The following is a 19,315-nucleotide window of genomic DNA, read 5'->3' on the forward strand; positions in this document are numbered from 1 at the left end:
ATTCCCTCACTTATACTTCAACTGAACGGCTAACTTTGTCTTCAACAGAGTTATCGTTTTGTTCGAAGTGGTAACGGCCTGTCTTCAAGCTACTTGGACCTTTACGTGCGAATTTCAGCATTAGGTAAACTTCAGCAATCAAGAACACTGTGTAAAGTGCCAGGATAGCGAATAGAGAAGTCCAAAGCTGTCCAATAGTCAGTGCTGATGCAGCAACGTTAACCGGTAGGATTTCACCAACCGCCCATGGTTGACGACCAAACTCAGCAACGAACCAACCTGCTTCAATCGCAATCCAAGGAAGTGGGATTGAGAATAGCGCAGCTTTAAGTACCCATGGTTTCTGTTCGATTTTCTGACGACACGTTTGAACAAACGCAGCACCGAATACAAACAGCATGATGAAGCCACAAGCAACCATCAGACGGAATGACCAGAATAGAGGCCAAACTGTTGGGATAGAATCATCCGCAGCCATTTGGATTTGGTCTTCTGTTGCATCAACAACGTCGTCTGTGTAGCGCTTAAGAAGTAGACCGTAACCTAGGTCACCTTTCACTTCGTCGAACGCAGCCATGTTTTCTTCAGACTTATCGCCTGCACGTAGCTTTTCAAGCAGCTCGTACGCGTACATACCAGTACGGATACGATCAACGTGGTCATCACGTAGGTCACGTAGGCCCGTTACTTCAGTATCAAGCGAACGCGTTGCGATGATACCCATTACGTAAGGAATTTTAATTGCGTAGTCAGTATCCATTGTTTCTTGGTTTGGAATACCAAAAACAGTAAATGCGGCTGGTGCTTCTTCAGTGTGCCACTCTGCTTCAATAGCTGCTAGCTTCACTTTTTGAACTTCACCAAGCTCGTAACCAGATTCATCACCTAGCACGATTACTGACAGGATCGCTGCCATACCGAAAGATGCTGCAATCGCGAAAGAGCGACGAGCAAAGGCAAGGTCACGACCTTTAAGAATGTAGTATGAGCTGATGCCAAGGACGAACATTGCACCCGTTGTGTAACCAGACGCTACTGTGTGTACGAATTTAACCTGTGCTACTGGGTTTAGTACAACTTCAGCGAAGCTCACCATTTCCATACGCATAGTTTCAAAGTTAAATTCCGCACCCACTGGGTTTTGCATCCAGCCGTTAGCTACCAAGATCCAAAGCGCAGAGAAGTTAGAACCAAGTGCTACTAACCAAGTTACCGCTAAGTGTTGACGCTTCGACAATCTGTCCCAACCGAAGAAGAAAAGACCAACAAAAGTAGACTCTAGGAAGAATGCAACAAGCGCTTCGATAGCCAGCGGAGCACCAAAGATGTCGCCAACATAGTGAGAATAGTAAGACCAGTTAGTACCGAACTGGAACTCCATGGTTAAGCCTGTCGCTACACCAAGAGCAAAGTTAATACCAAACAATTTACCCCAGAACTTAGTCATGTCCTTGTAAATTTGCTTGCCAGTCATTACATAAACTGACTCCATAATGGCAAGTAGAAATGCCATACCTAGTGTCAGTGGAACAAATAGGAAGTGATACATCGCTGTAAATGCAAACTGCAATCGCGACAGATCAACAACATCAATCATGGTAACTCCTTTGTGTCGGCTGAATGACACTTGTGTGATTAATCACCGCAAAAATCCATGTTAAAACAATTTGTGTAATTGTTATTACAAATTGAAATTTGTAGCAAAAACGTACCGTTATAGTTAGATTATTGTTAAGCATGAGCTAATATAGCTGGCGCTAATATTACTGGTAAAATCAGTATGTTTCAAAAGGTTTATAGGAGAACCTTGCGTTGATTTGTATCAATTTTATTCGAGCAAATTAGAGTTATTTTTGAACAATCATGATTAAAATCACACCAATTTAGCCTCAGTTAATAACAGCGCATGATATCTGTGACAAAAGCTCAGCACCGCCTCAACATACGAATTACAACTACCTATAAAGTATTAACAAAAAATATGACAACTTATTTCATTTTTTGTTAGCCAAATCAAACCTGCAATCAAAGTTTTCATTTTTGATGACCGCTATTCAGTCTTTTTATCGACTCGCTCAAAGAGTTGTTATTCAGTAAAAAGCAAAAAATCCCAGCGCTTATGCAACTGGGATCTTTAAAAATGAATAATTTAACGATTAGACGGCTTATCTATTCCGAAGTGTAAATATGCTCTGTCGGTCGCGATTCGACCTCTTGGCGTTCTTTGTAGGTAACCTTGTTGAATCAAGTAAGGTTCTAACACATCTTCAATGGTATCTCTCTCTTCACCAATCGCGGCAGCCATGTTGTCGATACCAACCGGACCACCACCAAACTTCTCCATAATCGCCAGCAGAAGCTTTCTATCCATGTAGTCGAAACCTTTAGCATCGACATCCAACATGTTTAGCGCTTTGTCAGCAACCTCTGGACAAATATGTCCGTCCCCTTTTACTTCCGCATAATCACGAACACGGCGCAGTAGACGGTTAGCAATACGTGGCGTACCACGAGCTCGGCGAGCAACTTCTAGCGCCCCTTCGGACTCCATAGAAAGACCAAGGCAATCTGCACTGCGCTGCACGATATTTTGTAGGTCTTCAACCTTGTAGTACTCAAGACGCTGAGTAATACCGAAACGGTCACGTAACGGCGATGTCAGTGAGCCAGCACGAGTGGTTGCGCCAATCAAAGTAAAAGGAGGAAGGTCAATCTTGATAGAGCGTGCCGCTGGGCCTTCACCAATCATGATATCTAATTGGTAGTCTTCCATTGCTGGGTACAACACCTCTTCAACCACAGGGCTTAAACGGTGAATCTCATCAATGAACAGGACATCATTTTCTTCAAGATTGGTCAGCAGCGCCGCTAGGTCACCCGCTTTTTCTAGAACAGGGCCTGAAGTCGTACGAATGTTGACATCCATCTCATTGGCAACAATGTTCGCCAACGTGGTTTTACCCAAGCCAGGAGGACCAAATATCAACAGGTGGTCGAGCGCCTCGTTACGCAGTTGTGCCGCTTTGATGAAAATCTCCATCTGGCCACGAACGTGATCCTGACCTTGATAGTCAGCAAGTGCTTTAGGGCGTATTGCACGATCAATGACATCTTCATCTTTGAATACTGGGTTATCCGGTGCAATAAGGCGATCGGCTTCAATCATAAATTCTGCTATTCCTAACTATGCTCTTGTTGACTCTGCGCTTCTTGACTCTGCGCTTCTTGACTCTGTGTAAAGGCAAAGTGAATAAGTCTATTTTGTCGAACAAGTATATTGGGTATTAAACCATCGATTTCAGAGCTTCGCGAATCAACTGTTCGCTAGTCATGCCATCTTTAGCCACTTGAGAAACCACCTTAGAAGCTTGAGTCGGCTTGTAGCCTAATGCAAGTAGTGCACTTACCGCTTCTTCTTCCGCGTCGTGAACGGTAGGCATAGAATCAATCGGAGCTGCATCCGTCGCTGGAGTAAATAGGTCACCTGCGCCCCACCCTTTCAGGCGGTCTTTCATTTCAACAACCAGACGTTCAGCGGTTTTCTTACCCACACCCGGAAGTTTAACCAGCGTCGAGATGTCTTCACGCTCAACACTCTGCACAAATTGACTAGCTGTCATGCCTGAAAGAATGCCAAGGCCAAGCTTAGGACCCACACCGTTTGCTTTGATCACTTCACGGAACAGCGCACGCTCTTTAACCGTGTTAAAACCATAAAGTAGCTGCGCATCTTCACGTACAACAAAGTGCGTATAGATGATTGCCTCTTCGCCCACGTTTGGTAATTCATAAAAACAGCTCATTGGCATTTGAACTTCATAGCCAACGCCACTCACTTCGATTAGTAATTCTGGTGGCTGTTTTTCTATTAATGTACCGCGTAGACGTCCGATCACAATTCACTCTCTTGATGGAATATAATTTGAGGGACAGAATATAAAAGAACTGGATGCTTATCCAGTTCTTTGTGTTTATTAGGATGATTTATTTAAGCTTGCTTAGCTTGGGAAACCACGCTGTTTAAGCTTTCGACCAGTTCTTTTACCGAGGTGACATGCCCGGTCAGTTCAGAACCATAATTAGCGACTAAACCTGACACGGATTTGGTTTCTGCAACGCTCTGTGCCACTTCTGAACTCGCGAGATCGAGTTCTTTCAATGAGCTCATCTGCATCGCCATAATATTAGTCAGTTGATTAACGTCGGTCGAGATAGTCTGAACCTCGGAGATAATGCCGTTCATTTCATTGGCCGTGGTTTCAATGATTGCTCTGCCATGCTCCACTTCTTCTTTACTTCGGTCTAATAAGGTTCGAATTTCTATCGCGGAGTGACTACTTTTCGCCGATAGCTCTCTCACTTGGTCAGCGACGACAGCAAAGCCTCGTCCTTGCTCTCCGGCGCGTGCTGCTTCTATTGCTGCGTTAAGAGCTAATAGGTTGGTTTGTTCGGCTACGGAAGTAATCAAATCAGCGACTTTCATGATTTCTTGATTACTTTGAATGATCTGGCTGATTGCACTGGTTGAGGCTTCTAGTGATTCTGAGCTCTTTTGCGCTTTCGTTCCCACGGCTTCGCTACGCTCTTTTAGCTCACCCACAAATGAATTAGATTCCTCGATGCCTTGAGTCATTTGATGCAGTTGTTGGCTCATCTGTTCTGCTGCACTCGCCTGAGATTCGCAATTGATGTTCAACACTTCAACTTGAGCATGCAGGTCTTGAGACTGCTGATCTAAATGGACAGATACGCCCTGTAAGCTTTCAGAGTTTGAGTTCGCTTGGTCAAGGACAATGGAAAGTCGACCTTCGCTTTGCGTCGCTTGATTGGCAATCTGTTGGCTTTCCGAAATCGCATCTTCTGCCATTTCAATCGCCACCTCTTTTTGCTTAGCAGTAAAGGCTTGAGCAATGCAAATCACCACCAGCGGCATGATCACACCAGACCACGTCTCAACCACTACCGCTTCCGGAGTAAGTACTAACTGCGGAAATTCAAAGCCATCAAGATGAGCCGAAGTCATCACCAGTGAAACACCAATCACTAACCCACTCCATACAAGGGCGACAATTCGAGTTCCTGACAGAAAAAAAGCAACCACTAACAACGGCACCCAATAAGCCTGAGTAGACTCAACCACACCACCGCTTTGATAGATGATATTCAGGGCGTGCACCGCCATGCCAACAAAGCCAAAGTTCAATGCCAAGCTAGGCTTGCGGGTAATGCGTAATAGCAATGCAGAGACTAATTCAAAGGCGATAAGAAATATGGAAGTGGCAATCAGCAGTTGCTCTTCATGCTTGGTCCACTTGATGAGGCTGTAGACACCCACGAAGAATGCGATAAAAGTGAAAAGTAATAAGATATCCGCTTGTCTGACTTCGTTGCTATTCCATCCATTACTTTTGGGTAGAAACAGCGCGCGCCACAGCTTGATTGGGTTCATCAGTGATCATCCTTGATTAACTTGTAAGACCTCCGACCAATGTTAATAACATGTTAAATGATACGCAATGTTATTATCTGGGTTATGTTCGAAAGATCTCATTTCATCAAGGATTTAGGTGCGTATTGTTTTGATATGAGCCAAACAGGGCGTCAGGCTCAAGTAATGCAAGCTTTCAGAAAATTGAGGGATGGAATTAACGGTAGCGCCCTTTTCTCGCGCCTGTCGCTTTACCTGCCAGTGCAACCAAGGTTTTATTGGTGTTGGCGTGAGTGATCGCTACGCCTAGAGCATCGGCAGCATCGGCCTGTGGTTTGGCAGGCAACTTAAGCATGCTCATCACCATATTCTGCACCATCGACTTGTCAGCACCACCATTGCCTGTCACCGCTTGTTTGATTAAACGAGCCGCATATTCATGAACGGGGAGATCCGCATTTACCGCTGCCACTATCGCGCTGCCACGAGCTTGACCCAGCTTAAGTGCAGAATCCGCATTCTTAGCCATGAAGACCTGTTCTATCGCAAACACATCCGGCTGAAACTGAGTGATGATTTCGCTCACACCGGCGTAGATTTGTTTGAGTCGGCCCGGTAGTTCTTTTTCAGAGGTGCGAATACAACCGCTACCTAAGTAATATAGATGGCGACCATTTTGACGAATCACGCCATAGCCGGTAATACGCGAGCCAGGGTCAATCCCTAAGATAATAGACATAACTTCAATACTGATTATTTATACATGCTTTATGAGCTTAGTATATCGAACGCAAAAAAAAATGCCCGTCAAATTAACGGGCATTTTCTAATTTACTGGCTAGTCTGGCTAATTAATTAAGAGCTCTCTATCAACTAGGATCTCTTCATCAACAAGAAAAGATAACAGGCTTACGCTTGCTCTTTTTTCTCTGCCAATTTAACTGCGATTGCTAGCTCTTCCAGTGATGCTGGGTTCGCTAGGCTTGGCGCGTCTGTTAGTAGACATGCTGCAGCTGTTGTTTTCGGGAATGCGATAACGTCACGGATGTTCTCTGTACCACAAAGCAGCATTGCTAGACGGTCAAGACCGAATGCTAGACCTGCGTGAGGTGGCGTACCGTACTTAAGTGCTTCAAGTAGGAAGCCGAACTTCTCTTGCTGCTCTTGTGCTTCGATACCTAGGATACCGAATACCGCCGTTTGCATTTCTGCGTTGTGAATACGTACAGAACCGCCGCCTACTTCGTAGCCGTTGATTACCATGTCGTATGCATCAGAATTTGCTGCTGCTGGGTTCGCTTTAAGCTCTTCCGCATTCACACCTAGTGGTGATGTGAATGGGTGGTGCATTGCGTGTAGGTTACCTTCGCCGTCTTCTTCAAACATTGGGAAGTCAACAACCCACAGTGGAGCCCATGCAGATGTGTCTGTTAGCTCTAGATCAGTACCTAGTTTAAGACGAAGTGCGCCCATTGCTTCAGCAACGATGCCCGCTTTGTCTGCGCCGAACAGAATGATATCGCCAGATTCAGCTTGAGTGCGATCTAGAATACCGTTGATTACGTCTTCGCTTAGGAACTTAGCAACTGGAGATTGAATACCTTCCATGCCTGCAGCACGGTCGTTAACCTTCATCCAAGCTAGGCCTTTCGCGCCGTAGATGTTTACGTGTTCAGCGTAACCGTCGATTTGCTTACGAGTTAGCTTAGCACCACCTGGTACACGGATAACCGCTACGCGACCTTTTTCGTCGTTAGCAGGGCCAGAGAATACTTTGAACTCAACATCTTTAACCAGGTCAGCAACGTCAACTAGCTCTAGTGGGTTACGTAGATCTGGCTTATCAGAACCGAAACGACGAATCGCTTCAGAGAAAGGCATTACTGGGAATTGACCTAGTTCAACATCTAGAAGTTCTTTCCACATATCGTGAACAAGCTTCTCAGTCACGTTACGTACTTCTTGAGAAGTCATGAAAGATGTTTCGATATCGATTTGAGTAAATTCAGGCTGACGGTCAGCACGTAAATCTTCATCACGGAAACATTTAACGATTTGGTAGTAACGGTCAAAACCAGACATCATCAGCAGTTGCTTGAACAGCTGAGGAGATTGAGGAAGTGCGTAGAAGCTACCTTTGTGAACACGGCTTGGTACTAGGTAGTCACGAGCACCTTCTGGTGTCGCTTTCGTTAGTACTGGCGTTTCGATGTCTAGGAATAGGTTCTCATCTAGGAAACGACGAACGAAGCTAGAAGCACGTGCACGAAGCTTGATACGGTCGCTCATTTCTGGACGACGAAGATCGATGTAACGGTACTTAAGACGCTGCTCTTCAGAGTTCGTTTGGTTGAAGTCTAGTGGAAGCGCTTCTGAACGGTTGATGATCTCTAGACCAGTCGCGTAAAGTTCTACTTCACCAGTAGCCATGTCTTTATTTACTTGGCTGTCCGGACGAACACGTACTTCACCAGTAAACTTGATACAGAATTCATTACGCAGTTGGTTAGCGATCGGGAAGATATCTTTCATATCTGGATCGACAACAACCTGAACGATGCCTTCACGATCACGCATATCAATAAAGATAAGACCGCCTAAATCACGGCGACGGTTTACCCAGCCGCACAATTCTACAGTTTGTCCCGCCAGGGACTTGTTCAGGTTACCACAGTAATGGGTACGCATAATGAATTTCCCAATCTCTTAATTATTTACTAATTTCCAAGCTGTCAGTGGTCATTCCACACAACAGAGCAAAGGAACATTTATACGCGGAAACTCGCTTAAAATCGACCTTCCACATTCGAATTTATTGTGTTTTATCTGGCTTTGCTGCTTTTTAGCCCATCAAGTGCGCAAAGATTCATCAAAACCGAAAAAATTGCGATAATTATATCTCGAAAGTACCTTAATCAGCAAAACTCTCGTAAAGTAGATTTTCGTTTCAACCCAAAAACTTTTTGTAATGACTGATGGCGTGATGGATAACGGTGTAATAGATGGATAATCGTGTAATAATAACAGAAACTTTACCTCTAAGACTTGGATTAACCATGTGGTCTCACTCTGAGTGGCAAAGTCAGTTCTACGGTAAAGGCACCAAGCCTGCCGAACGCTTGGAAAAATACACCCAAGTTTTCCATACCGTCGAGGGCAACACGACCTTTTACGCTACGCCAAGTATGTCTACCGTACATAACTGGAAAGCAGCGAGTCACGATGATTTCAGGTTCACGTTTAAGCTACCTAAATTTATCACCCACCAGCAACAACTGAGACACTGCCAAGCCGAACTCAAAGAGTTCTTGATGACGATGTCGCCACTGCATGACCGCATTGGTCAATGGACGATTCAGCTGCCGCACAGTTTTGAGCCCAGCATGCTGCCTGCCCTACAAAAGTTTTGCACCTTATTCCCAAAAGATATGCAGCTTGGCGTCGAAGTTCGACACTTGGGTTTCTTTGATAAGGGTGATGCGGAAAAACGCTTCAACCAATGGCTGGTTGAGGAAGGCATCAATCGCATCATTATGGACAGCCGCCCCGTTTTTTCTGCGCCACCAACCACAGAAGCGGTGATCGATGCGCATCAGAAAAAACCGCGTGTTCCTGTTCATGCAATTGCGACCGCCAATAACCCGATGATTCGATTTATTGGCCACCCAGACCAAGAACCTAATATTGAGTTTTTTAAGCCTTGGTTTGCCAAAATCCCAAACTGGCTTAATGAAGGCAAGCAGCCCTATTTAATGATCCACACCCCAGACAACAACCACGCACCTGAACTTGCGATTGCTATCTATAAACGACTACAAAAGCAAGTGTCTGAAAATACATCATTATTACTGCCCGATCTGGCTCAGTTTCCGGCTCAAAAAGGCAATCATCAAATCTCGATGTTTTAACCCATCATCTATGAGTAACTTCGAACCTTGAGCTAAATCTCAGTTTTCGTGACAGTAGCGCTTTTTTTACGTAAAATACGTCCCCTTTTATTTGGTACGAATTTTGTGCCAATTACGCTGACTGTCGAGAGAAAATGCTATGAGCAACACAGACAATATCTTTTCCGCTCCTATTGATAAAATTGGAGACTTCACCTTTGATGCAAGGGTTGCTGAAGTATTTCCGGATATGATTCAACGTTCGGTGCCTGGCTATAGCAATATCATCTCTGCAATCGGCATGCTGGCTGAGCGCTTTGTAAAGCCACATTCAAATATTTACGACCTTGGCTGCTCGCTTGGTGCTGCGACACTTTCTATGCGTCGTCACATTCAGCAAGAAGGCTGCACGATTTTCGCGATCGATAATTCAGAAGCCATGGTTGAGCGCTGCAAATTGCACGTTAATGCTTACCGCAGTGACACGCCGGTAGAAGTGATTGAAGCAGACATCCGTGAAGTGGAAATCATAGACGCTTCTGTTGTGGTACTTAACTTTACGCTGCAATTTCTTTCTCCGGACGATCGATACGCTCTGCTTGAGAAAATTCATGCTGGCCTGCGCCCAGGCGGGATCTTAATCCTGTCAGAAAAATACGTATTCGAAGATGAAAGCTCAAATGAGCTGCTTATAGACCTGCACCATGATTTCAAGCGTGCTAACGGGTACAGCGAGCTAGAAGTAAGTCAGAAACGTAGCGCAATTGAAAACGTGATGCGCCCTGATTCGATCCCTGTTCACAGAGAGCGATTTGATAAGATTGGTTTCTCAAGCAGCGAAGTCTGGTTCCAATGTTTCAACTTTGGTTCAATGTTCGCGATAAAGTAAATATTTTCGATTACGTAACAGTCGCGACACCGTTAGCACGTACTAAAATGTCATCCTCAAGAGCGAGGAACGAGCGAGTTGGGGATCTCTTATCAAACACGATAAACGAGATTCCCTAGCATGTTTGTCCACACTCTTAATGGAGTGACAAATTTAATTTCCACACCACCAACTCAGTGAAAACCTATGTTTAATTTTGCCAATTTTTATCAACTTATTGCCCAAGATACTCGCCTTCAGCCGTGGCTAAATGTCCTGCCACAGCAACTGACCGATTGGCAAAATGCAGAGCACGGTGACTTCGACCGCTGGTTACGTGCACTAAACAAGATTCCACAGGGTGTGCCAGACCAAGTTGACCTGAAAAACTCAGTGACGATTGGTAGCTCAAAACCGTTTCACACGGGCGAGCTTAAAAAGCTAGAAAGCCTATTAAAGACGTTCCACCCATGGAGAAAAGGACCTTACACAGTTCACGATATTCATATCGATACTGAGTGGCGCAGTGACTGGAAATGGGATCGTGTGCTTCCACATATCTCTCCATTGAAAAACCGTTCGGTTCTCGATGTAGGTTGTGGCAATGGTTACCACATGTGGCGCATGCTGGGTGAAGGTGCTCGCTTAACGGTTGGTATCGATCCTTCTCACCTGTTCTTGGTTCAATTTGAAGCGATTCGTAAGTTAATGGGCGATGACCAACGAGCTCACCTATTACCTCTAGGTATTGAGCAGCTGCCAAAGCTAGAAGCCTACGACACGGTATTCAGCATGGGGGTGCTTTACCACCGCCGTTCGCCACTGGACCATTTGATTCAACTAAAAGACCAATTGGTATCAGGCGGTGAACTGGTTCTTGAAACCTTGGTTATCGAAGGCGACGAAAATGCGGTACTGGTTCCGGTTGACCGTTACGCGCAAATGAGAAACGTCTACTTCTTCCCTTCAGCTCGCGCACTGAAACGCTGGCTAGAACAAGTTGGTTTTGAAGACGTACGAATCGTTGACGAAAATGTCACGACAATTGGTGAACAACGCACCACAGAATGGATGACACACAACTCTCTTCCAGATTACCTAGATCCGAACGATCCAAGTAAAACGGTTGAAGGTCACCCTGCACCGAGACGTGCGATTCTGGTAGCAACAAAGCCATAGATTTACTGCCCACAAAGCAGTGGCATATTGAGTAAATAAAGCACAAGCCTATTAAGGCAGCAAAACAATTGCTTGCATGGTCAAAAGCCACCGTTAATTTCGCGGTGAACTTTGCTTCCTGAGCTCACGAATTGAACAAAAATTGACTTATGTTTAATAAGTGAGCTATTTCAAATAGCAATAATTGGCGTAGCGCTCACATTGCGATTCAATATGACCAGACTCTTACAATAGGATGCTTCACGCATCCTTTTTTGTGGGCTAAACTTCTAAATAGTCTGAACTATTCTCTAATTCTCAAAGGTTTTTTTTATGTTTAAGCGATTATCGCCTATTGTGGCGGTTGGTTTGCTCTCTGGTTGTACCCTCACGAACGGTGCTACCTACCACCAAGAAACTCTCGACGCTATTTCCCGCTCAGAGACAAACATCGCAAATAAGGTTCAAAATCTTGAACTGCAACTAAGCAATCAAAGTGATTATATTGAAAGCTTAGAAGACGAAATTACTACCCTTTCTAGTCAATTAGATACCCATCTAACGAGCATGGAACACAAGGTTCTTGAAGAGCTAGAGGAAGAAGAACCGGTCGCTGTTGCCGTTGCTCCTATCGCTCCTATATCACAACCGACTATCCTTGGCGGCATCGAAAAAGTGTCTATCGACTCTATCAAGCAAAGCTTTGATGCTCGTGTAGATACTGGCGCAACCACCTCTTCTTTAAACGCTGTCGATATCAAAGAATTCGAACGTAACGGCAAGAACTGGGTTAAATTTCACCTAGACGACAAAGCCCAAGCTGAAGAAGACCAGAAATGGATTGAAGCGCCTGTTGTACGTTATGTAAAAATCCGTCAATCAACCAATGATCAAACAGAACGTCGAGCTGTGATCGAATTATGGGTGAAAGTTGGAAAAATCCATGAAAAAGCGCAATTTACATTGGCGGATCGCTCTCAAATGAGTCACCCTGTATTACTAGGGCGCGAATTTATCAAAGACATAGCGCTAGTAGATGTAAGTAAAAAGTACGTACAAACGGAAGTTAAATAACAATAGTAGGGTAAGCTATGACGTCAAGAATTCCATTTTATATCTCTATATTCCTGCTTATCGTGGCAGGTATAACACTGAGTATGTTCAGACATACGACCTACGGTGTACCTTGGACTCCAGGGGAAACCAGACAGGTTTGGGACGTTGAAGCTCGCATCGAGTTCAACGCAGTAGGCAAAGAAGCAAAAGTTTCCTTAGCGGCTCCTCATACTCAGTCTAACTACACACTTATCGGCGAATCGGCTTCATCGCCAGGTTACGGTATCTCTTACTTGAATACCGAATCAGGTCGCCGCGCAGAGTGGTCTATTCGATACGCAGATGGCCCTCAAACCATCTACTACAAAACACAATTCCTAGTCGACAACCAAGCAAAAGTTGATGCTATCGCACCAGAAGGTGAAGTCTCGCAACCAAGCTTCGACGGCCCTGAAGAAGCGGCTTCTCTTGCATTGATTGATAGAGCGACAAAACGTTCTGCAGACAATATCACTTTTACCCGTGAGCTCATCAAAACACTTAATGATCCAGACAGCCAAAACTCAGCGCTGATTCTGAACAACATGACCAAAGTGGAAGCGACACACAAGCTACTTTCAGCGGCGAAAATACACAACAAAGTGGTTGGTGTTATCGAGCTAGAAGATGGTCGTCGTCGTCAGTCGATTCAAAACATGATTCAGATCTGGGATAACGACGAGTGGATTCTGTTCTCTCCTGAATCAAGCGAACAACAAGTTCAACCAAACCTACTCATCTGGGACGAATCAAACGTTTCTCTACTGGATGTTGTTGGCGGTCAGAACAGTAAAGTTCACTTCTCTATGATTGCTCAAGAGGTTTCACCAACGGAAGCAACCAATAGTAAAGTCTCTGCTGATCAACTGTTAAACCTTTCCATTCACAGCCTACCGCTAGAAGAACAAGCGATGTTTAAAACCATCATGCTGATTCCTATCGGTGCTCTGATTGTTGTGTTCCTACGTGTCATCATCGGTCTGAAAACGTCTGGTACGTTCATGCCAGTACTGATTGCGGTAGCCTTTGTACAAACACAACTGGTAACGGGTATTGTTGGCTTCCTACTTATTGTAGGTACGGGTCTGATTATTCGAAGTTACTTGTCCAAACTCAACTTGCTACTGGTAGCCAGGATATCCGCCGTAATCATCACGGTAATCATGATTATCTCTGTGTTTACTGTGGTCGCATTTAAAGTGGGTCTGACTGAAGGTCTATCCATTACGTTCTTCCCAATGATTATCCTGTCTTGGACTATCGAACGTATGTCTATCCTATGGGAAGAAGAAGGCGCGAAAGAAGTAATGTTACAAGGTGGCGGTTCTCTATTCACTGCAGTTCTTGTTTACTTAGGCATGACTAACCCGTTCATTCAGCACTTAACGTTTAACTTTATTGGTTTACAACTTGTTATTCTAGCGACCATCTTGCTACTAGGTAACTACACAGGATACCGTCTAACCGAGCTTCGTCGCTTTAAACCGCTAGCGGAGGACTAAGTTATGTTTGATCAGTTTACTTCACCGTTTAGGTTGAAAGACAAAGGCATAATGGGAATGAACAAGCGTAACCATAGTTATATTGGTCGCTACAATGATCGTTCCAAGTATCCACTCGTTGATGACAAGCTTAAGACGAAGATCATTGCTGAACAGGCTGGTGCTACTGTACCAAAACTGATTGGCGTGATTGGTCATCAAGCTGAAGTAAAAACAATCCATAAGATGGTAAAAGAGTGGCCGGGTTTCGTAATCAAGCCTGCTCAAGGCAGTGGTGGTAAAGGTATCCTTGTTGTGACTTCTCACAAGGACGGCGTTTACACCAAGCCATCAGGTTCTACTATCAATGAAGAAGACGTAGAGCGTCACATCAGTAACGCTCTCGCGGGTCTTTTCTCACTCGGTGGTAAGAACGATGTCGCTGTAGTTGAGAACCTAATCAAGTTTGACGAGTGTTTTGACGGCTTCAGTTACGAGGGTGTGCCAGATGTACGAATCATTGTATTCAAGGGCTACCCTGTAATGGCGATGATGCGTCTATCGACTTCAGCTTCTGATGGTAAAGCTAACTTGCACCAAGGTGCTGTGGGCGTAGGTATTTGTATCGCTACAGGTAAAGCTGTTCGTGCGGTTCAATTCGACCACCCAGTGACCCACCACCCAGATACGGGTAAAGAGTTGGCGCTACTACAAGTACCCCATTGGGAAAAGCTGCTAACTCTTGCATCAAGTGCTTGGGAAATGACAGGCCTTGGCTACATGGGTACGGACATGGTTTTAGACCAAGAAGAAGGCCCAATGGTACTGGAGCTAAACGCTCGTCCTGGATTAGCAATACAGATTGCAAACGGCGCAGGTTTATTACCTCGCTTGCATCATATTGAAAACCTGGGCACACCAGCTGAATACCCAAAACCAGCCGAGCGCGTTGCCTACGCTGCTAAGCAATTTGGTGTTCACGGCAGCGAAATTGTTCCAAACTAAGCTCATCTGTATTAAAAGCGAAACGACTCAGTAAGTAATTCATACTGAATCTAGCTCGATAAAAAAGCCGCATAACTCTGAGAGTTACGCGGCTTTTTAATGTCTGCCGTCTTTTACCTAGCTAATATGACTAAGCCTCTGTTACTTCACTTTCAGGCTCACGAATGGGATCAATACGCACAGCCGCCACCTTAAACTCAGGGATCTTCGCGTGTGGATCAGTCGCTGTGGTAGTCAAGCGGTTAACCGGCGATTCAACAAAATGGAATGGAATAAACACCACACCCTTTTGCATTCGTTTAGTGACAAACGCCGCGATTTCGATTTCACCACGACGTGTTGAGACCTTGAGCATCTGACCATTCGAGATACCTAGCGCCTCAGCATCATGAACACTCACCATGGCACGCGGTCCTGCTAAGTTATCCAACCCTTTGGTTTTACGTGTCATGGTTCCGGTGTGGAACTGTTCTAGAATGCGGCCTGTCGTTAACACTAACGGGTATTCAGCATCCGGTAGCTCAGCAGCATATCTAAACGGAATCGCCTCCATTTGACCACGCCCACGCGTAAATTGGGTCTGGTGCATGATACGTGTGCCATCTGGGTTGTTCTTATTACTTGGCCATTGCACGCCGTTGACCGTAATGTTCTCCCAACGTAAACCACCATACTGTGGTGTGACACGCGCTATCTCATTGGTGATATCAGCAACCGAGCCATATTCCCAATTACCGCCCATTGCGTTGGCCAACATTTGGATAATCACCCAATCTTCTTTCGCTTCACCTGGAGGCAATACCGCAGGATTAATACGCTGAACACGACGCTCGGTATTAGTAAAGTGACCAGACTTCTCAGCAAACGAGCAAGATGGCAGAACCACATCGGCATACTGCGCGGTTTCGGTTAAGAAAATATCTTGAACCACGAGGAAATCTAACGCTTCAAGACCTTCAATCACATGCGCTTGGTTCGGGTCACTCAGCACTGGGTTCTCGCCCATTACGTAAAGGCCACGAACATCTCGATGACACGCACCATCAATAATTTCGGTCAGCGTTAAGCCTGTTTCAGCCGGTAAGTCAGAAACGCCCCACTCCATCGCAAATTTTTGACGAACCATTGGGTTATACACTTTCTGATAACCCGGAAGGTTGTTTGGCAATGCGCCCATGTCACACGCACCCTGAACATTGGATTGACCACGTAAAGGGTTGATGCCACCACCTTCAATACCGATGTTGCCACACAAGAGCTGCAGGTTAGCGATTGAGCGAACATTATCGTGACCAGTGGTATGTTGCGTAATGCCCATCGAATAGTACACCGCAGTACGCTCTGCAGTACCAATCAATCGTGCCATTGCGAAGATGTCTTCCGCTTTAACGCCAGTTACCAGCTCCACTTTGTCTAACGAATAACTTGGTGACATGACCTCTTGAAGCAAGGTATCAAAGCCATCCACACGGTCTTCGATATATTCTTGGTCATACCAACCGTGTTTGATGATCTGCTGCATCACACCATTAATCAACATTACATCGGTACCCGGTCGGTGCGCTAAGTAAAGCTCAGCATGGTCAGTAATATCAATCCGTTTTGGATCGGCAACGATTAGTCTTGCTCCACCATGTCTCACCGCTTGCTTGATATGCGAGCCAATAATTGGGTGTGCTGAAGTCGTGTCTGAGCCAATAATAAAGATCACATCTGAGTGCTTGATGCTTGGAATATCATTGGTCATCGCCCCGCTACCTAGCGAAGCCTCTAAACCAGTAACAGTCGATGCGTGACAAAGACGTGCACAGTGATCGACGTTATTGGTGCCAAGTTCACGACGTATGAATTTTTGGAAGGCATAGTTATCTTCGTTGGTGGTTTTCGCCGACGAGAACCCCGCTAAAGCATTACTGCCAAAGCCTTGCTTAATCGCAGTAAACTTCTCGGCAATGAGCTTAACTGCCTCATCCCAACTTGCAGGTTGCAACCAACCATCTTTACGAATTAATGGTGTGGTTAAACGCGCATCGCTGCCCACAAAATCGAAGCCAAATCGTCCCTTAACACACAACATGCCTTCATTAACCGGAGAGTCTCCGCCTTCGATATAGCGGATTTTGTTTTTCTGCTCATCGATATGCATGGTTAGCTTGCAGCCGACACCGCAATAGGTGCAGATGGTATCGACTTTCTTGAGTACGTCTGTGTCTCCCTGCTTTCTGTCGCGAGCATCCACCATTGCACCGGTTGGACACGCCTGAATACACGATCCACATTGAACGCAGTTTGAGTCGCCCATTAAGGTCTTGTCCGCCCCAAAGTTAGGACGACATTCGGGTCTTGATGCAGGCTTGCCATCAGATTGGTTCATGAAGCTTAGAACGCCATGGACGTTCTGTTCGCGACACGCTTGGATACACTGGCCACAACTAATACAGCGGTTGGCGTCAAAGATAATGAACTCAGAACTGTCATCGACCGAAAATTTTTGTCTTGTTAACCCGACCTTCGCTTCTTCAGCACGAATCGCCTGCCAACTCTCATTCGAAGCCACATCGATTTTGTATTCTGGATGTGTCTGCGTTGCTTGGTATTCGGTCGAGTAGTCTCGTAGGTCGCAATCTGTATTAGCTTGGCAGCCACACTCTAGACATCTTGCTGCTTCCGCTATTGCATCGGCATTATCAAACCCTGTTTCTACTTCATCGAAGCTTTGTTCACGCTGCTCGGGCGTTAGTTCTGGCATGATCTTACGAGCCATGCGCTGTATCGACTGGTATTGCTCAGGATCCACCGCTTTGAGCTGTTTGTGCTTTCTTGAGTTAAACGGTTTAGCCGGAATATTTTCCATATCACCGTGGAAGAAGCGATCGATCGCTTGTGCAGCAATACGCCCGTCTCCTACCGCTTCGACTGCGGTTGCAGGACCGCGTCGGAAATCACCAATACTGAAAATATTTCCGGTTCCGGTATGCATAGTTTGCGGATCAGCATCTGCGGTATTCCAACGAGTAAGAGGAATATCAATCGCTTCGTTGTCCATAAAGCTCAGATCAGGCTTTTGCGACACGGCGGCAATAACCGTATCAAACGCTTCACCAAAGAACTCGCCAGTTGGTTTAGGGCTCCGGCGGCCCGAAGCATCAGCAGGACCCAAAGCCATTCGTTCTAATCGTATTTCTGATACATGACCATTATCATCGGCTATGTTTTCTGCAGGGTTGGTTAAGAAATGGAACTTCACACCTTCATGCTCAGCTTCTTCGATCTCGTAATCTTCTGCCGGCATCTCATCTCGAGTTCGACGATAAATCAGCGTAGTATCCGCTCCATCACGCACCGCTGTTCGAGCGCAGTCAATCGCGGTATTACCGCCACCAATTACTGCGACCTTTTTACCAGTGACATACTGCTGATCGGTCACGTAATCTTTGAGATAATCGACACCCAAATAACAACCGCCGAGTTCACTACCCGGGTAGTTCATCTCGACCGCTTGCGATGCGCCAACCGCTAAACAAACTGCATCAAAATCGTTACTTAAATCAGACAGTGTAAAATCAACACCGAGTTTTTTACCGCACTCAACCACCATTCCGTTGCGGCACATCAGCTCGATTTCTTTATCTAGAATCGACTTGGGTAAGCGATATTCAGGGATACCGTAACGCAGCCAACCACCCGCTTGCGGCATCGACTCATAGACGCTGACATCATAACCTTCGTTAGATAGATAATAACCCGCAGTAAGACCACCGGGGCCACTACCAACAATAGCAATGCTCTTGCCTTTATTTGGTTTCTTCGCTGGCATGTAGCTCTCTTGAGCCGCTAAATCCGCATCGGCAGCGTGTCGTTTGAGTTGGCGAATCGCGATGGATTCATCGACCAAGTTACGACGACATTCGGTTTCACAGAAAGCAGGACACACACGACCAATTGAAAGCGGCATTGGTAATGTCTTTTTGATCACTTCAATCGCTTTGATGTGATCATTTTGAGCAATATGGTGCAGGTAAGATTGGATATCGACCCTAGCAGGACAGGCTGTTTGGCATGGCGCCTCACAGTCAGCGTAGTGATCGGTCATGATGCGATTCAACGCTTCTTGTCGATGGTTCGTTAACTGTTTTGACTGAGTGGTAATATTCAGCCCATTAGACACTTCAAGCTCACAAGAGCGAGTAACACCAACGCCATCAACTTCAACGACACACAAATCACACGGCACTTTATCCGCTGTTTTATTCAAACCACATAAAGATGGGATTTCCAAACCACATGTTTTTGCCGCTTCAAGAACGGTTTGTCCTTGCTCGACGATTCGATATTTCCCATCAATAACGATTTGAATCATACCTAAGTCCTACCTTTACCTTTCGCACACGCG

The 19,315-nt window shown here is 45.5% G+C and carries 13 protein-coding genes; 6 read left to right on the forward strand and 7 right to left on the reverse strand.

Going from position 1 to position 19,315, the window contains the following annotated elements; translation table 11 throughout:
- Positions 1–10 precede the first annotated feature (10 nt).
- The 6 genes from cydA to aspS all read right to left on the reverse strand — a co-directional run bounded on the left by cydA (position 11) and on the right by aspS (position 8,116).
- Complete coding sequence (gene cydA, locus MSG34_RS07075) at positions 11–1,597, reverse strand: cytochrome ubiquinol oxidase subunit I (protein ID WP_048616295.1); 1,587 nt, start codon at positions 1,595–1,597, stop codon at positions 11–13.
- A 552-nt stretch (positions 1,598–2,149) separates the two neighbouring features.
- Entirely contained in the window at positions 2,150–3,166 is a 1,017-nt protein-coding gene (gene ruvB, locus MSG34_RS07080) for a Holliday junction branch migration DNA helicase RuvB (protein WP_017062078.1), read from the reverse strand.
- Between the two features lie 118 nt (positions 3,167–3,284).
- Entirely contained in the window at positions 3,285–3,896 is a 612-nt protein-coding gene (gene ruvA / locus MSG34_RS07085) for a Holliday junction branch migration protein RuvA (RefSeq protein WP_017062079.1), read from the reverse strand.
- 92 nt (positions 3,897–3,988) lie between these two features.
- Entirely contained in the window at positions 3,989–5,449 is a 1,461-nt protein-coding gene (locus tag MSG34_RS07090; RefSeq protein ID WP_050643799.1) for a methyl-accepting chemotaxis protein, read from the reverse strand.
- 196 nt (positions 5,450–5,645) lie between these two features.
- Positions 5,646–6,167 carry a crossover junction endodeoxyribonuclease RuvC gene (ruvC, locus tag MSG34_RS07095; protein WP_004736470.1) on the reverse strand — a complete coding sequence of 174 codons (522 nt, stop codon included), beginning with the start codon at positions 6,165–6,167 and terminating at the stop codon, positions 5,646–5,648.
- A 170-nt stretch (positions 6,168–6,337) separates the two neighbouring features.
- A complete protein-coding gene (aspS, locus tag MSG34_RS07100) occupies positions 6,338–8,116 on the reverse strand; it encodes an aspartate--tRNA ligase (RefSeq protein WP_017062081.1) in 1,779 nt (592 codons plus the stop codon).
- Positions 8,117–8,430: 314 nt separating this feature from the next.
- Between aspS and MSG34_RS07105 the strand changes: the two genes are divergently transcribed.
- From MSG34_RS07105 to MSG34_RS07130, 6 genes are all read left to right on the forward strand, one after another.
- Positions 8,431–9,336 (forward strand): DUF72 domain-containing protein, encoded by a 906-nt coding sequence (locus tag MSG34_RS07105; RefSeq protein ID WP_248336847.1) that lies wholly within the window; start codon positions 8,431–8,433, stop codon positions 9,334–9,336.
- 139 nt (positions 9,337–9,475) lie between these two features.
- Entirely contained in the window at positions 9,476–10,204 is a 729-nt protein-coding gene (cmoA, locus tag MSG34_RS07110; protein ID WP_048616287.1) for a carboxy-S-adenosyl-L-methionine synthase CmoA, read from the forward strand.
- A gap of 186 nt (positions 10,205–10,390) precedes the next feature.
- Complete coding sequence (gene cmoB / locus MSG34_RS07115) at positions 10,391–11,362, forward strand: tRNA 5-methoxyuridine(34)/uridine 5-oxyacetic acid(34) synthase CmoB (protein ID WP_248336849.1); 972 nt, start codon at positions 10,391–10,393, stop codon at positions 11,360–11,362.
- Between the two features lie 312 nt (positions 11,363–11,674).
- Positions 11,675–12,415, forward strand: coding sequence for an ATP-dependent zinc protease (locus MSG34_RS07120; protein ID WP_248336851.1), 741 nt, complete (start codon positions 11,675–11,677; stop codon positions 12,413–12,415).
- Between the two features lie 17 nt (positions 12,416–12,432).
- Entirely contained in the window at positions 12,433–13,938 is a 1,506-nt protein-coding gene (locus MSG34_RS07125) for an inactive transglutaminase family protein (RefSeq protein WP_048612747.1), read from the forward strand.
- 3 nt (positions 13,939–13,941) lie between these two features.
- Positions 13,942–14,922: an alpha-L-glutamate ligase-like protein gene (locus MSG34_RS07130; RefSeq protein WP_029235462.1), complete on the forward strand. Its 981-nt coding sequence runs from the start codon at positions 13,942–13,944 to the stop codon at positions 14,920–14,922.
- 130 nt (positions 14,923–15,052) lie between these two features.
- On the opposite strand, the gene fdhF is transcribed toward MSG34_RS07130, so the two are convergent.
- Positions 15,053–19,282 carry a formate dehydrogenase subunit alpha gene (gene fdhF / locus MSG34_RS07135; protein WP_248336853.1) on the reverse strand — a complete coding sequence of 1,410 codons (4,230 nt, stop codon included), beginning with the start codon at positions 19,280–19,282 and terminating at the stop codon, positions 15,053–15,055.
- Between the last annotated feature and the right edge of the window lie 33 nt (positions 19,283–19,315).

This window comes from Vibrio sp. 1CM2L, assembly GCF_023161695.1.
In the GTDB taxonomy this organism is placed as follows: domain Bacteria; phylum Pseudomonadota; class Gammaproteobacteria; order Enterobacterales; family Vibrionaceae; genus Vibrio; species Vibrio coralliirubri.

Excerpts from the sequence above, each read along its gene's own strand:
- cydA (WP_048616295.1), bottom strand. The coding sequence starts at position 1,597 with ATGATTGATGTTGTTGATCTGTCGCGATTGCAGTTTGCATTTACAGCG.
- ruvB (WP_017062078.1), bottom strand. The coding sequence starts at position 3,166 with ATGATTGAAGCCGATCGCCTTATTGCACCGGATAACCCAGTATTCAAA.
- MSG34_RS07090 (WP_050643799.1), bottom strand. The coding sequence starts at position 5,449 with ATGAACCCAATCAAGCTGTGGCGCGCGCTGTTTCTACCCAAAAGTAAT.
- ruvC (WP_004736470.1), bottom strand. The coding sequence starts at position 6,167 with ATGTCTATTATCTTAGGGATTGACCCTGGCTCGCGTATTACCGGCTAT.
- aspS (WP_017062081.1), bottom strand. The coding sequence starts at position 8,116 with ATGCGTACCCATTACTGTGGTAACCTGAACAAGTCCCTGGCGGGACAA.
- MSG34_RS07105 (WP_248336847.1), top strand. The coding sequence starts at position 8,431 with ATGGATAATCGTGTAATAATAACAGAAACTTTACCTCTAAGACTTGGA.
- cmoA (WP_048616287.1), top strand. The coding sequence starts at position 9,476 with ATGAGCAACACAGACAATATCTTTTCCGCTCCTATTGATAAAATTGGA.
- cmoB (WP_248336849.1), top strand. The coding sequence starts at position 10,391 with ATGTTTAATTTTGCCAATTTTTATCAACTTATTGCCCAAGATACTCGC.
- MSG34_RS07120 (WP_248336851.1), top strand. The coding sequence starts at position 11,675 with ATGTTTAAGCGATTATCGCCTATTGTGGCGGTTGGTTTGCTCTCTGGT.
- MSG34_RS07125 (WP_048612747.1), top strand. The coding sequence starts at position 12,433 with ATGACGTCAAGAATTCCATTTTATATCTCTATATTCCTGCTTATCGTG.
- MSG34_RS07130 (WP_029235462.1), top strand. The coding sequence starts at position 13,942 with ATGTTTGATCAGTTTACTTCACCGTTTAGGTTGAAAGACAAAGGCATA.
- fdhF (WP_248336853.1), bottom strand. The coding sequence starts at position 19,282 with ATGATTCAAATCGTTATTGATGGGAAATATCGAATCGTCGAGCAAGGA.